The 15,006-nt window shown below is 60.8% G+C and carries 9 protein-coding genes; 7 read left to right on the top strand and 2 right to left on the bottom strand.

The features are described from left to right. Positions 1-173 precede the first annotated feature (173 nt). The 7 genes from D3P04_RS16690 to D3P04_RS16660 all read left to right on the top strand — a co-directional run bounded on the left by D3P04_RS16690 (position 174) and on the right by D3P04_RS16660 (position 12,054). Positions 174-1,529: an NAD(P)-dependent oxidoreductase gene (locus D3P04_RS16690; RefSeq protein ID WP_119750877.1), complete on the top strand. Its 1,356-nt coding sequence runs from the start codon at positions 174-176 to the stop codon at positions 1,527-1,529. Positions 1,530-1,563: 34 nt separating this feature from the next. After that, entirely contained in the window at positions 1,564-2,862 is a 1,299-nt protein-coding gene (gene preA, locus D3P04_RS16685) for an NAD-dependent dihydropyrimidine dehydrogenase subunit PreA (protein ID WP_119750876.1), read from the top strand. Positions 2,863-3,023: 161 nt separating this feature from the next. Next, the gene (locus D3P04_RS16680; RefSeq protein ID WP_119750875.1) at positions 3,024-3,761 is read left to right on the top strand and encodes an SDR family oxidoreductase; all 738 of its coding nucleotides are present in this window, start codon (positions 3,024-3,026) and stop codon (positions 3,759-3,761) included. 36 nt (positions 3,762-3,797) lie between these two features. Next, the gene (locus D3P04_RS16675) at positions 3,798-4,556 is read left to right on the top strand and encodes an HpcH/HpaI aldolase family protein (RefSeq protein WP_119750874.1); all 759 of its coding nucleotides are present in this window, start codon (positions 3,798-3,800) and stop codon (positions 4,554-4,556) included. A gap of 120 nt (positions 4,557-4,676) precedes the next feature. After that, complete coding sequence (locus D3P04_RS16670) at positions 4,677-5,603, top strand: glucokinase (protein ID WP_119750873.1); 927 nt, start codon at positions 4,677-4,679, stop codon at positions 5,601-5,603. Between the two features lie 113 nt (positions 5,604-5,716). Continuing rightward, the gene (locus D3P04_RS16665) at positions 5,717-7,573 is read left to right on the top strand and encodes an autotransporter assembly complex protein TamA (protein WP_119750903.1); all 1,857 of its coding nucleotides are present in this window, start codon (positions 5,717-5,719) and stop codon (positions 7,571-7,573) included. Beyond that, the gene (locus D3P04_RS16660; protein ID WP_119750872.1) at positions 7,573-12,054 is read left to right on the top strand and encodes a translocation/assembly module TamB domain-containing protein; all 4,482 of its coding nucleotides are present in this window, start codon (positions 7,573-7,575) and stop codon (positions 12,052-12,054) included. Before D3P04_RS16665 ends, D3P04_RS16660 begins: the two co-directional genes overlap by 1 nt. A 45-nt stretch (positions 12,055-12,099) precedes the next feature. On the opposite strand, the gene D3P04_RS16655 is transcribed toward D3P04_RS16660, so the two are convergent. Both D3P04_RS16655 and D3P04_RS16650 read right to left on the bottom strand, forming a co-directional pair. Beyond that, positions 12,100-13,557, bottom strand: a complete 1,458-nt coding sequence (locus D3P04_RS16655) for a PAS-domain containing protein (RefSeq protein WP_119750871.1) — start codon at positions 13,555-13,557, stop codon at positions 12,100-12,102. A 64-nt stretch (positions 13,558-13,621) separates the two neighbouring features. Next, the gene (locus tag D3P04_RS16650) at positions 13,622-14,941 is read right to left on the bottom strand and encodes an ActS/PrrB/RegB family redox-sensitive histidine kinase (protein WP_119750870.1); all 1,320 of its coding nucleotides are present in this window, start codon (positions 14,939-14,941) and stop codon (positions 13,622-13,624) included. Positions 14,942-15,006: the final 65 nt, after the last annotated feature.

The raw sequence follows: 15,006 nt of genomic DNA, 5'->3' as shown, positions 1-15,006 counted from the left end.
GCCCCCGGACCCCCGAGGTATTTGGACAAAGAAGAAGCAGGCACAGTTTGCCGGGTATTCCGGCGAAAGCGGGATGTCGGGCAAAAATCCTGTGCCGATTTATTTTACCATTTGATAAAATTTCTGACCTGTGTCAGCCTGATTGCATCCAACAGGTGAGCCAGGAGACGAAAATGTCCCAAGCCAGACTGTCCCCGGGCGTCGTGCCCGGACGCCTGAGTTCTGAAGAACTCGCGGCAAATTTTGCCGATGTCGCGCCTTTGATGGACGATCACGAGGCACGTATTGCCGCCGATCGATGTTATTTCTGCCATGATGCGCCCTGCGTGACGGCCTGTCCGACCTCGATCGATATTCCGTTATTCATCCGGCAGATCGCGACCGGCACGCCGGATGCGGCGGCGATGACGATCCTGCACGCCAATATCCTTGGCGGGATGTGCGCACGGGTCTGCCCGACCGAAAATCTGTGCGAAGGTTCCTGTGTGCGCATGGATGCCGAACAGCAACCGGTCGAGATCGGCGCATTGCAGCGCTATGCGACCGACGGGCTGATGGCGCAGGACGGGCACCCGTTCCGCCGCGCCGAACCAACGGGCAAGTGGATCGCCGTGGTGGGCGCGGGTCCTGCCGGGCTGGCGGCGGCGCATCGGCTGGCCGCCAAGGGCCATGACGTGGTGATCTTCGAGGCCCGCGAGAAGCCCGGCGGGCTGAATGAATACGGGATTGCCAGCTACAAGGCCGTTGACGGTTTCGCGCAGTCCGAAGTGCAATGGCTGCTTGAGATCGGCGGGATCGAGTTGCGGCACGGGCAGCGGCTGGGCCGCGAGATCACGCTTGAGGGGCTGAGGGCGGAATATGACGCCGTGTTCCTTGGGATGGGGCTGAGCGGCGTCAACGCCCTGCGCACCGATGGCGAAGACAAGGATCACGTCACCGATGCCGTATCGTTCATCCGCGATCTGCGGCAGGCAAGCGATCTGACCGCCTTGCCGATCGGCCGCGATGTCGTGGTGATCGGTGGCGGCATGACCGCGGTGGATGCTGCCGTGCAGGCGAAGCTGCTGGGGGCCGAGAATTCCACCATCGTCTATCGCCGCGGCCGGGACCGGATGAGCGCCAGCAGGCATGAACAGGAACACGCGACCTCTTCCGGGGTGCGGATCATCTGCAATGCCGCGCCGGTGGCTATTCACGGCAATGGCTCGGTCGCCGAGATGGAGTTCTGCTATACGCAGGACGGGCCGGACGGGCTGACCGACACGGGCGAGCGTTTCCGCCTGAAGGCTGATCAGGTGTTCCGCGCCATTGGTCAGCAGCTCGCAGATGAGCCGCAGGGGCTGAAGCTGACCGGCGGCAAGATCGCCGTCACCGCATCAGGCCGGACCAGCCTGCCTGATGTCTGGGCCGGCGGCGACTGCGCCACCGGAGGCGACGATCTGACCGTGACCGCCGTGGCCGAGGGCCGCGACGCCGCCGAGGATATCGATGCGCGGCTGACCGGCCGTCCCGTCGAAATCCCCGGCTGACCCATTCTTGCGCTTATCAGAAGGAGGCTGACACATGGCCGATCTGCGCAGCGATTTTATCGGAATCAAATCACCCAACCCGTTCTGGCTGGCCTCCGCTCCGCCGACCGACAAGGAATACAATGTCCGCCGCGCCTTTCAGGCCGGATGGGGCGGGGTTGTCTGGAAGACTCTGGGCTCGGAAGGGCCTCCCGTCGTTAACGTTAATGGGCCGCGTTATGGCGTGATCCACGGCCCTGACCGGCGTGTGCTGGGGATCAACAATATCGAGCTGATTACCGACCGGCCGCTTGAGGTGAATCTGCGCGAGATCAAGCAGGTCAAGCGCGACTATCCCGACCGGGCGCTGATCATCAGCCTGATGGTGCCCTGCGACGAGGATTCGTGGCGGACGATCCTGAAACAGATCGAGGATACCGGCGCGGACGGGGTGGAGCTGAATTTCGGCTGCCCGCATGGCATGAGCGAACGCGGCATGGGCAGCGCCGTCGGTCAGGTGCCGGAATATATCGAGATGGTGACGCGATGGGTGAAGCAATATTCCCGCATGCCCTGCATCGTGAAGCTGACGCCCAATATCGCCGATATCCGCAAACCCGCCGAGGCCGCGAAACGCGGCGGTGCGGATGCCGTCAGCCTGATCAATACGATCAACTCGATCACTTCGGTGGATCTGGATCTTTTCGCGCCGGAACCGACCGTCGACGGCAAGGGCGCGCATGGCGGCTATTGCGGGCCGGCGGTCAAGCCCATAGCGCTTAACATGGTGGCAGAGATCGCGCGGAACGCTGAAACCCGCAACCTGCCGATCAGCGGCATCGGCGGCGTGACCACATGGCGCGACGCGGCCGAATTCATGGCCCTTGGCGCCGGAAACGTGCAGGTCTGCACCGCCGCAATGACCTATGGTTTCAAGGTTGTGCAGGAAATGATCACGGGCCTGCGCGATTATCTGGACAGTCACGAGATGGCGATGTCTGACCTGATCGGGCGGGCGGTGCCGAATGTGACCGACTGGCAATATCTGAACCTGAACTATGTCACCAAGGCGGTGATCGATCAGGAAGCCTGTATCAAATGCGGGCGCTGCTATGCCGCCTGCGAGGATACCAGCCATCAGGCCATCGCGATGAAGCCGGGCCGGGTCTTCGAAGTGATCGAAGAGGAATGCGTGGCCTGCAATCTGTGTCTGGATGTCTGCCCGGTCGAGAATTGCATCTCGATGCGGGAACTTGACATGGGAGAGGTGGACAAGCGTACCGGCATTGCCCGTGGCGGTTATGCCAACTGGACCACGCATCCCAACAACCCGATGGCGAAAGCGGCGGAATAGCCGTTTTCCCATTCCGGAGCGCTCTTCGCGTTTCTGGCCCGCAGCCCTTGACTTCCGCCGGTCATACGGGCGGATTGGGGTTGTGATTTCGATTTCCCGTGAACAGAGTATGATCGCAGCGCCTATAAGCTGCATATTCCGGGGCACAGCTAGGGGCAGGCATGAGTGGCACAATCATCGTAACCGGAGCATCCGGCGGCATCGGCCGCGCCACGGCAAGGCTGTTCTTGCAGACGGGCTGGCAGGTCGGGCTGATCGGCCGCCGCCCCGAGGCGCTGGAAGAAACGGCCGATGGCCATGACAACGCGGTGATCCTGCCCTGCGATGTCGCGTCCGAGGATCAGGTGACGGCGGCTTTCGATACCGCGCTGTCCCGCTGGGGTCGGCTTGACGTGTTGTTCAACAATGCCGGGACGTGGCTGATATCCGTCACGATCGACGAAATCGGGTTCGATCAATGGCGCGAGGTCATGGATGTGAATATCAACGGGATGTTCCTTTGCGCCCGCGCAGCCTTTGCGCAGATGCGGCGACAGGAGCCACAGGGCGGGCGGATCATCAATAATGGTTCGATCTCGGCTCATGCACCCCGCCCCGGTTCCGTCGCCTATACGACCTCGAAACATGCGGTGACCGGGATGACTCGCAGCCTTTCGCTTGATGGCCGCCCGTTCAATATCGCGTGCGGCCAGATCGATATCGGCAATGCCCTGACCGATATGACCGCCGGTCAGGCTCAGGGTTTTTCGCAGGCGGATGGCTCGATACGGCCGGAACCGACGATGGATGTGCAGGATGTGGCCCGCTCGGTCCTGCATATGGCCAGCATGCCAGATGGCGCGAATGTGCAGTTCATGACCGTGATGGCCACCAATATGCCCTTTGTCGGACGCGGCTGAGGCAATCGGAAATCGCATGTGAAAGGATGAACGGAGATGACGCGCAATCCCCTTAAGGCGGCACTGAAAGAACGACGGAAACTGCCGGGTCTGTGGCTTTCCCTGTGTTCGCCCACAGTGACAGAGATCGCCTCGGGGGCGGGCACCGACTGGGTGCTGGTGGATATGGAGCATGCGCCGGGCGATCTTTCGCAGATCGCGGATCATCTGCGGGCGGCACATGGAAGCAATGCCGAAGTGATCGTGCGGCCGCCTTTTTCCGAACAGGTGATGATCAAGCGCCTGCTGGATATCGGAACGCGCAACCTGATGTTCCCGATGATCCAGACAGCCGAAGACGCGCGGCAGGCCGTAAGCTGGACGCGATATCCGCCTCATGGGATTCGCGGCATTGCGGCGTCGGTCAGGGCAAATCGCTATGGGCGGCAGGCGGATTATCTGAAAACCTATACCGAGGATATGACGATTATCGTTCAGGTCGAGACACCTGAAGCCATCGCCAATATCCCCGAGATTGCCGCGGTAGACGGGGTGGACTGCATTTTCGTCGGGCCGGGCGATCTTGCCGCGTCGATGGGCCATGCCGGCAATGGCAGCGCGCCAGAGGTACGGGCGAAGATCATCGAAGCACTGAAGCTTATTCACGAGGCCGGCCTGCCGGCGGGCATCCTGGGTTATGGCGAAGAGACCGCCCGGGGCTATCTTGAGAATGACGGTTTCGAGTTCGTCGCCATTGCGGGCGACACCTGGCTGCTTGCCCGCCATATGGATGCGATCGTACATGCCCTGAAGTAAACCGGCTTCAATGGAACGGCGGCGGATCGGTGCGATGTTGCCGCTATCATTCGCTCTCGCAACGAGGCGGGAACCGGTTTAAACGGGCTTGGCGAAAAGGTTGATCCGGGGGACTGGTCGATGGTGACATTGTTGGGAGATGTCGGCGGCACGAATGCGCGGCTGGCCATTGCCAGAGACGGCGTGATCGACAATACGACGGTGACACGGTTTCGTGGCGACGATTTCAGCAGTTTTGATGACGTCATGCGGCAATATCTTGACCAACAGGGCAATCCCCGGATCAATTCGGTCTGTATCGCCGTGGCGGGACCGGTCAGCGGCGGCACGGCAGAGCTGACCAATCGCGACTGGAATTTCTCGGAAGACAGGCTTGCGCGGCTGACGAATGCGGATCGGGTGCGGCTTATCAACGATCTGACCGCGCTTGGCTATGCGACACCGGCCTTGCGCGGAGACGGGCTGGCCATTCTGCGCAAAGCCCCCGAAGATCGCGCCCGCAACGGGCAAAGTCTGGTCGTCGGATTGGGCACGGGGTTCAATGTCTGCGCCGTCCGCCTGCTGCCCGGCGGGATCATCACCGCGCTGGAAGCCGAGGAAGGGCACACGAACCTGCCCGCGAATATCTATCAAAGGCTGGTCGACCTGTTGGGATATGACGCTGCGCAGGGGTTTTTCTCGACCGAAGAGACCTTTGCCGGGCGCGGGCTGGCGCGATTGCACGCGGCGCGGACCGGCGGTGACATCCTGCGCAGCGAAGATATCGCCCGGGCCGCCGGGAACGGAGATACCGGGGCGGTGGCCACCTATGACCTGTTTACGGAGCTGGTCGGCCTGCTATGCCGGGAACTGGCGTTGCGCTTCATGCCTCTGGAGGGTCTGTTTCTGGCGGGCAGCGTGGGCCGCAGCATTGCCGACCGGATGGACCGTTTCGAAACCGGTTTTCTGGCCGATAACTATATGCGTCAGATTCCCGAGACGACGCCGATCTATCTGATCCGCGATGATATGGCTGCATTGCATGGATGCCTTGCCGCAACAGGCTGACGCAAGGGTGTTACCTCTGGGCGGCAATCTGCTGGAAGAATGATCTGCTTGCTGGATCTCCGGGTCTATTCCTGCTCAAATACCGTCAGAAATTCGAGGGCGGAGACAACGCGATGCGGGCATATCTGAAGGCGATTCTGATAAGCCTTACAGCTTTGGGTATCGGCGGAGTGGTCCATGCGCAATCCTCGAATCCGTTTTCCGGACTTTTCGGCGACGAAGACAGCGACAGCCCCGTTTCCCTTGATTTCCGGGTTGCCGGAGACAACGACCGAATCGAACGGATGATCAAGGGCACATCGCTTTTGTCCAGTGCTCTGGCCGAGGATCGGATCACCGGGCAGGATCTGCTTGCCGCCGCACGTGCCGATTACGCCCGGATATTGGGCGCGTTGTATGACGAAGGGCATTATTCCGCGGTCATCGATATCAAGCTTGACGGCGTGGAAGCTGCCGAGATCGCCCCACTGGATGCGCCCGAGCTTGTCCGGTCGGTTGTCGTTATCGTCGATCCCGGGCCGGAATTCGCCTTTTCGCGCGCGGCCATCGGCCCGCTGGCCCCCGGCGCACAACCCTCGAACGACTATCGGCGCGGCGAACCGGCAGGAACCGGCGTGATCAAGTCCGAGGCGCTGTCTGCGGTGGCTTCCTGGCGGGAATATGGCCACGCCAAAGCCGATGTCAGCAGTCAGGAGATCGTGGCGGATCACAACAGCAATACCGTGGACAGCCAGATCGGGCTTGAATCCGGTCCCGTCGTCACCTTCGGCGAGTTGCATATTTCCGGCTATAGCCGCATGAATCCGCGCAGGCTCCGCAAGATCGCGGGTTTCCCGACCGGGCAGCGATTCGATCCCGAAGATCTGGAAACAATGCGCAAAAGGCTTCGCCGCACCGGCGTATTCTCGGCCACGACGATCGAAGAGGCCGAACAGCTTGGGCCGAATAACAGCATGGATGTCAGCCTTGCCGTGGTCGAGCAGAAACCCCACAGGATCGGCGCTGGGTTCGAATTGTCGAATACCGATGGCGCAATGGTCTCGGCCTATTGGATGCATCGCAATATTCTGGGCGGCGGCGAGCGGCTGCGGATCGACGGTAAAATTTCCGATATGGGATCGGATGTCAGCGGGCGCGATGAGGAACTGAAATTCCGCCTCGACCGGCCCGCCACGATCACCCCGGACACAACCGCCTATACCGAGACCAAGCTGGAAAGGATGCGGGAAGAGGAATACGATTCCGACAACCTGACCATCGGTGTGGGTTTCAACCATATTTTCAGCGACGAACTTACTGCCGATATCGCGATCGAATATGAAACCTCACGCGTCACCGATGCCAATGGCGAGACCGATTTCCGGGTGCTGGCGCTTCCGATGGAAGCCACATGGGACATGCGCGACGAACCGAACAATGCCAAGCGGGGCTTTTATCTTTCGGCCGAGGTCACGCCGTTCAAGGGCTTCGAAGAAACCGGATCGGGCGTCAGGGCGCTGGGCGAAGCGCGGGGCTTCTATTCGCTGGGTGAAGATGACAAGTTCACGCTGGCGGGCCGGGCGAAAATCGGAACTGTGGCAGGAACAGAAATCGAACGCACGCCGCGCGACTATCTGTTCTATTCCGGCGGGGGCGGAACCGTGCGTGGCCAGCCATATGAGTCGCTTGGCGTAAGGGAAATTCCCGGACCTGACGAGCGGATCAAGACCGGCGGGATGAGCACCGCCGTGCTTAACGCCGAGCTTCGCTGGCAGTTCGGCGAAAATCTGGGGGTTGTCTTCTTCGCCGACTATGGCAAGGTCTGGGCAGAGTCCGGATTCGGCGGCAACAACGACTGGCATTCGGGTGCGGGCGCCGGAATCCGTTATAATACGCCGATCGGTCCCCTGCGTTTCGACATCGCGGGACCGGTCGGAGGCGACACTGGCGACGGTGTGCAGCTTTACCTTGGCCTTGGACAGGCATTCTGATGCGCAGGCTTGTAATCTTTCTTTTCGCTATTTTTCTTCCGCTCGCGGTGCTGGCGCAAAGCGCCGCCGAATTGTCCGAGCAGGCCGAGGATGACCGTGGCTTCCTGACCTCGCTCCTTGAGAAAAATCTGTCCGGAGCTGGGCGGCAGGTCGTTATCCGGGGCTTCAAGGGGGCCCTGTCCTCCCGCGCGACATTCGAGCAGTTGATCATCGCCGATGATGAAGGCACCTGGCTGACACTGAATGACGGGGCAATCCAGTGGAACCGGTCTGCGCTGCTGGTCGGACGGATCGAGATCGCCGAACTTTCGGCCAGCGAGATCCTGCTGCCCCGCCTGCCCGGCACCGGCGAAGACGGAAAACCCAAGGCCGAAGCCAGGGAATTCGCGCTGCCGGAACTGCCGGTTTCGGTGAATATCGACACGATCCGCGCCGACAGGGTAGAGTTGGGCGAACCCGTCATCGGCCTTCCCGCCGCCATTTCCATGGCAGGCAGCATGAGCCTTGCCGGTGGCGAGGGTAACGCCGACCTGAATATCAAGCGGCTTGACGGGCCACGGGGCGAGTTCGTTCTGAGCGCCGGATATATAAACGAAACCAAGAACCTGTCACTGAACCTGTCGCTGGACGAGGCCAAGGACGGGTTGCTGGTCAATCTGGTCGATCTCTATGACAAGCCATCAGTCACCGCCCAGATCAGCGGCGAGGGACCGCTGGACGGTTTCACCGCAGATCTGCGGCTTGCCACCAATGGCCAGCCACGGGTGACGGGCAATGCCTCGATCAGTGCCGAAAGCTCTGCCGATGGTGAGCCGGGACGGGCATTCCGGCTGGAACTTGGCGGCGATGTCGCCTCGCTTCTGCCGCCCGATGACCGGACGTTCTTCGGCCCGGATACCCAGCTTGTCGCCGATGGCTGGCGCGGTGACAGCGGACGGCTGAACGTGCCGGAGCTCATGATCGATACGGATGCCCTGAATCTTTCGGGATCGGTGACCACCAATGAAAAGGGCGCGCCGCAAAGCGCAAAGCTGCTGCTGGCGCTTGGCAGGGATGCGGAGGCAAGCGAGCTGCCCGTCAAACTGCCCGGAGCAGGCGGCGATACCACCGTCGATTCCGGGATGCTGGAACTGCAATATGATGCCGCCGAAGGAGAAGGCTGGACCCTGGCGGGCCGTGTCGGCCAGCTTGATCAGGGCGATGTCAAGATCGGCGCGTTGACGCTTGATGGTTCGGGCCAGGTGGTCATGAACGAGGCAGGCGCCCTGTCCGAGATCACCGGCGGGCTGGATTTCGGCGGCAGGCAGATGGAATTCGCGGATCCCGGGCTTGCGCAGGCCATCGGCGAAGCCATTACCGGCAATGCCGTGTTCACCTATGCCAAGGGTCAGCTGGAGGTCAGCGAATTGCAGGTGAACGGATCAGATTACGGGCTGTCAGGCTACAGTCTTCTGTCCGACCTGACCGGCGGGCTGATGCTGTCGATGGACATGCAGGCACGATACGAGGACCTCGACCGTCTCTCGACCCTTGCCGGTCGTCCCCTGTCAGGTCGCGCCGATGCTTCGATCTCGGGCTATTACACCGTGCTGACGAAAGCTTTCGATATAGATGCAGCGGTCCGGGGCACGGATATCACCGTCGATCAGGAACAACTTGACCGGCTTCTTGCCGGGCAATCGCGCATCCTGCTTTCGGGACGGCGGGACGAAACCGGAATCGAACTTCGCGATCTTTCGATCAACGGGCAAGGATTGACTGCGAATGCGCAAGGCTATCTGAACAGCGAGTCAAGCGATGTCACCGCGCAGATCTCGATGCCCGCGCTTGACCAGCTTGGCGGCGGCTTCCAGGGCTCTGTCGAGACCGAGGCGAAACTGACCGGGGCGGATGGCGCAAGGCAGGTTTCCCTAAGGGGCGAAGCGGACAATCTACAGCTCGGGATCGAGATGCTGGATCGGGCGCTAAGCGGAAAAACCAGCCTGACGGTGCTGGCCGGACAGGTAGAGAACGGGTTTCAGGTCGAGAATTTCCGGTTCTCGAACCCGCAGATCAATGCCGAGGCCAAGGGCAATTTCGCCGCTGGCGCATTGGACGCGACGGCGGATATCGCGATTCCCGATCTGGCCGCGCTCAACTCCGACTGGACCGGCGACCTGAGCGCCACCGCCCTACTGAACGAGAAGGACGGCATCCGCTTTGTCGATCTGACCGGGACAAGCGAAGATCTGGGCTTTGGCCAGCAGGGCGCCGATGTGGCATCTACGGGCACCACCAATCTGCGCGTGAAAGCCGAAGAGAAGGACGGCGTTATCACATTGCGCGATGTCGGGCTGAAGAATGAACAGATCGACGCGACCGCTTCGGGAACCTATGGCGAAGGCGTCACCGATATTTCAGCCGATGTGGACATCTCGGCGCTTGAACCGCTGATTGCAGGTTGGCATGGCTCGCTAAGCGCGAACGCCGTCCTGAAGGAAACCGGGGATGGCGCGCGGCGGCTGGAAGTCGATGGCACCGGGCAGGATCTTGCCTTTGGTCAGGCGCAGGTCGACAACGCCTTAAGCGGTGAAACACACCTGCGCGTCATCGGGACCGAGCGTGACGGGGTTTTCGACATCGAGCAGGCGCAGATCGAGAATCCCCGCCTGGAAGCGGAAGCGACCGGCAAGATCGGCAAGGGCGCGACGGATCTTTCCGCGACGGTTGACGCAAGCGATCTTGGTTTTGTCGGGCAGGGATTCGGCGGAGCGGTTTCGGCGCAGGCGACGCTGGTCGAACAGGATGGCACGCGCCGGATTAATGCCAACGGATCGGCAAGCAATCTTTCGGTCGGACAAGAAAAGGCCGATGCTGTCCTGCGCGGACAGACGAATTTCGATATTGCCGCGACCCAATCGGATGCGGGAATTTCCCTGCAAAAACTGGATGTCTCGAATCCACAAATCCAGATCGGCGCAAGCGGAGATCCCGCGCAGGCATTGAATGTCGATGCGAGACTGAACGATCTGGCACTGATCCAGCCCGGTTTTCCGGGACCTGTCAGCCTGACCGGAACCATACAGGAAACCGCTCAGAATTTCATCGCCGATCTCGATGTGACCGCGCCGGGTAATACGAGTCTTCGGATTTCGGGGTCAGCGGCGCGTGATTTTTCGACCATGGATCTTGGTATCAATGGCGACACCAATGCCTCTATCGCCAACAGTCTCATCCGGACACGCAGCATTCAGGGTCCGGTCACAGCCGATCTGCGGATCAGCGGCCGACCGTCGCTGGAAGCCATCAGCGGTCAGGTGACCCTGCGCGGCGGTGAAGTCGCCGAACCGGGTCTGGGCATGCGGATCGAGGGGCTGGATGTGACCGCCGATCTACAGAATGGCCGGATCATGGTAGATGCCGCCGGGAATATGGAGGCGGGCGGGCGGATCGCGGTGAACGGTCCGGTCGATATTCGGAACGGCACGGTGGATCTGGAGGTGGCATTGGACAGTGTCGTCGCCCGCGACCCCAATCTTTACGAAATCATGATTTCCGGCAATGTCCGTTTCGCCGGACGTAACGCCGATGGCCCGCTGATCTCGGGCCGGGTGGATGTGGAGAAAGCGGAAATTCGCATTCCGTCGACCGGGTTGGGCGGCGCAAAGGCAATTCCCGACATCAAGCATATCGGCGACACGCGCCCCCCACGCTCGACCAGAGCGAAGGCCGGGCTTGAACCCTATGGCGGTCCGGCCTCGCAAGAGGCCGGGCTGGGCGGGCCTCCGGCCACGCCGCCGGCCAATCCGCCACGACTGGATCTGATGATCAGTGCCCCCAATCAGGTATTCATCCGTGGCCGGGGCGTGGATGCCGAAATGGGCGGGGAACTGCAGGTCACCGGCACCACCCGCAATGTCATCCCGATCGGCCATCTGGAAATGATAAGGGGCCGGGTGGATCTTCTTGGCAAACGGTTCGATCTGACCGAAGGGCTTGTCGAGTTGCAGGGCAGCATGATCCCCGTGATCCGGCTTGTTGCGGAGACATTGGAAAACAGCGTCACGACCCGTATCATCATCGACGGCGACGTGCGCGATCCCGATATCAAATTCGAATCCTCACCCGAAATGCCGGAAGAAGAGGTGCTGTCGCAATTGCTGTTCGGGCGCGGTATCGATAATATCAGCCCCTTGCAGGCGGCCCAGCTTGCGAATGCGATTGCGGTTCTGGCCGGGCGCGCGGGTGACGGAATCGTCGGACGGCTGCGCAAGCAGGTTGGTCTGGACGATCTGGATCTGGCAACCGATGACGAGGGCAATGTATCGGTCCGGGCCGGCAAATACCTGACGGACAAAGTTTATACCGATGTATCGGTCGGCGACGACGGCAAAAGCGCCCTAAGCCTGAATATGGATATTTCGAATACTCTGCGAACCCGGGGTTCGGTCGCCAGCGACGGCGAAAGCACAATCGGCATCTTTTTCGAGCGCGATTACTGAAACCGGTCGAAGCCTTGCCGGGATACGGCTTTCCCCGGCAAATCGTCAGGCAGCATGAAATCGCAGCATCCGGCAGCCGCCGCTTACCTGCGAGATGCTCCACCCGATCCGTTGGCCTGCCGGGCCGGATATGCTGCCGCCGCATTCATCGGGCTCTATATCCGGATTCAGAAAACTGCGGCGCAATGCGTCATGTGCCGCCGATACCTCATCGCTCCAGTTATCCTGATATGAGCGATTGGACAGCACCAGCTTCCCATCCGGTCCGAACACGGCCAGGGAATCGTCGATCTGATCCAGCACCGCCTTGTTCAATGCCAGCTTTTCCCGGTATTCCCGCCTTATCACGATCTCGGAAGTGATATCCTCGAACAACAATGCGATAGCGCCATCGGGATGCGGGCTGCCCTGCACACGGAAAACCCGACCGCAGGGCAATGACCATTCTTCAAGATGATGGCCGCTCGCCGCCGCGCTTTCGAGATTATTGATCTGGCGGCGCCAGCCTGGATAATCCTTTGGCTCGGGCACCATCCGCAATTCGCGCAGCTGATCAAGAAAATCCGCAAGCGTCGGACGCGATGCCAGAAAATCTGCCCGGATACCGGTCAGCTCAATGATCGCGGGATTGAATAGCTGCAAATTGCGCTGCCGGTCGAATATCGCGAAGCCGGTGTTCAGGGTGGCGAATGTTCTGGTCAGCGTCTGCACGAATTCGCGCAGAAACCGCTCGGCCCGCACGGCGGCATCGGCGGGGACGGCGAAAAACATTGTATCCTGCCCTACATTGTGACGTCGGCAGTCGAACCACAGCGTTTCATCGCCGGAGATCAGCTTGGCGCGGCAAATCCCGTCCCCGTTATCGGGCAAATCAAACAGATGCAGCATGGGCCAACCGGGTTCCTTGCCTGTGATCCTCCTGACCTGCGACAGATAAGAGGCATTCGCCCATGTGATCCGCCCCGCCGGGTCCTGCCGCCACAGCAGCGATGGCGCGTTGTCGAAGGCCTGACGCAGCACCAAAAGCTCGTCTTCCATGGCATATCGGGACATGATGTCGTTATCGCCGCAACTGCCTGGATTCGCCGGGGCCAAGGTGACGCGTGTCAGGTTCTCGCCGGGGTTTTCAATCACAAGGCGAATTTCGTCGCCATCAGGATTGATACGGGCAGTCAGGTCGGTGGGAGTAAAGCCACCACCAGCCGCAAACCCCCTTGCCTGCGGAAAATGCGATTCGATCCAGTTCCGCACCTGCTGCCACTCGGTTCCGGGCATGCCACTTCGCCCCAGCCAATGACGAGCGGGTTCTGTCGCATCAAGCAGATCAGTGCCCTTGAACAGGAATATCGTGGGGGTTTGCCGCTTTGAAGCGTCATTCGTACTGGCCTGCGTCGCCAGCTGCCGCCCGCGCGCCCAAAGCCGGACCAGTGCCAGCCCCGATATGACGGACAGCGCACCGCAAATCAGGGATATACCGATAATCAAGAACGTAACATCGTCCACGCAATCGTTCCTCGGGAAAAGCAATGCAACTATAGCGGGTATTTCAATTCCGCAAGTCTAAAATTCAGGGATCGGCCGGGTGATGAGGGTTCTCCCCCAGGATCGCCCGGCTGTCGGTTTTCAGACGATCCAGCGGCCATGTGACCCGAACCACCGCACCGGGCCCGCCATTCGAGAATTCCAGACGGGCTCCCGACCGCTCAAGCAGGGTCTTGGCGATAAACAAGCCAAGCCCCATACCGTCATATTCCTGGCGCTGCGCTCCGCTTCGGCGACTGGTCAGATAGGGATCGCCGATCCGCGAAAGCAGGCTGCCGGGATAGCCCGGCCCGTCATCTTTGATCGTGACGATCAGGGTTTCGTTGTCATGTTCGGCCTCTATCTGAACTCGTTTACTGGCGAAATCGACAGCATTCTGGATCAGATTGCGCAGCGCGTGAATCACCGCCGGATCGCGGCGGACACTGATATCCGGCGCGTGGATTTCAACCGCCGGACCACGATCGCCATGTGGCCCCACGGCATCTTCAAGCATCGCGCTTAGAAGCGCGGAATGCAGCAGAAGATCGTCCTTCCCTGCCCTTCCCATACTTCGCAGGATATATGCGCAGCGATCGGCCGAGTCGCGCAATGCGTTAAGATCGGGCGACAGTTCGGGCCGGTCTCCCAACTCGTCGATCAGTTCCGATGTGACCAGCTTGATCGTCGCCAACGGTGTTCCCATCTCATGCGCCGCCGCGGCAACCACGCCCCCGAGATGCTGCAGCCGCTGCTCTCGCGCGAGGGCCATCTGCGTCGCGAACAGCGCGTTCGAGGTGGCGGATAACTCGGCCGTGACGCGATGCGCATAGCCCGAGAAAAAGAACACGCCGATAATCAACGCAAGCCAGTGACCGATCTGAAGCAGGGGATCCAGAAGCATCATCTCACCGTCGGGATAGCGGACGGGGATGGCCAGAACGGCGGATAGAGTGATCAGGGCGACGGTCGCCAGTCCCAACGCGAATGTATGGCGGGCGTTAAGCGCCGTTGCCGCAATCGTGACCGGCGCCAGAACCAGAAGCGCGAACGGATTGGCCAACCCACCGGTCAGGCCCAGCAAAGCCGAAATCTGCGCGACGTCGAACAGCAATTGAAGAACGGCGCTATTGGGCGAAATCCGGGTAGGAACCTGCAAAAACAGCCATAGATTCATGACTCCGGCGATTGCGATCAGAACCAACGCCCATATGATCGGGAATTTCATACCCATTGCCGACGCCGTAACCACCGCCGCCAGTTGCCCGGCAATCGCGAACCACCGCAATAACGCCAGTGTACGCATGCGTATAGGCTCTGAATGCGGAACCTGATCGCCGATACTCAAAGACTCTGTCTGGGACATGGCGCTTTCCGCTGCGACAATGAGTTATCTTGATACCCGGCGCAGGATTGGCGATCAATGCGCGA

It is taken from the genome of Paracoccus onubensis (assembly GCF_003591515.1).
GTDB classification, from domain to species: Bacteria; Pseudomonadota; Alphaproteobacteria; order Rhodobacterales; family Rhodobacteraceae; genus Paracoccus; species Paracoccus onubensis.
The sequence above is the reverse complement of the archived record's forward strand: the minus strand, read 5'-3'. Positions and strand labels throughout refer to the sequence as shown.

What these genes read in the sequence shown, in the direction of transcription:
- D3P04_RS16650 (WP_119750870.1), bottom strand. Translation starts at nt 14,941, where the DNA reads ATGTCCCAGACAGAGTCTTTGAGTATCGGCGATCAGGTTCCGCATTCA.
- D3P04_RS16675 (WP_119750874.1), top strand. Translation starts at nt 3,798, where the DNA reads ATGACGCGCAATCCCCTTAAGGCGGCACTGAAAGAACGACGGAAACTG.
- preA (WP_119750876.1), top strand. Translation starts at nt 1,564, where the DNA reads ATGGCCGATCTGCGCAGCGATTTTATCGGAATCAAATCACCCAACCCG.
- D3P04_RS16680 (WP_119750875.1), top strand. Translation starts at nt 3,024, where the DNA reads ATGAGTGGCACAATCATCGTAACCGGAGCATCCGGCGGCATCGGCCGC.
- D3P04_RS16670 (WP_119750873.1), top strand. Translation starts at nt 4,677, where the DNA reads ATGGTGACATTGTTGGGAGATGTCGGCGGCACGAATGCGCGGCTGGCC.
- D3P04_RS16660 (WP_119750872.1), top strand. Translation starts at nt 7,573, where the DNA reads ATGCGCAGGCTTGTAATCTTTCTTTTCGCTATTTTTCTTCCGCTCGCG.
- D3P04_RS16690 (WP_119750877.1), top strand. Translation starts at nt 174, where the DNA reads ATGTCCCAAGCCAGACTGTCCCCGGGCGTCGTGCCCGGACGCCTGAGT.
- D3P04_RS16665 (WP_119750903.1), top strand. Translation starts at nt 5,717, where the DNA reads ATGCGGGCATATCTGAAGGCGATTCTGATAAGCCTTACAGCTTTGGGT.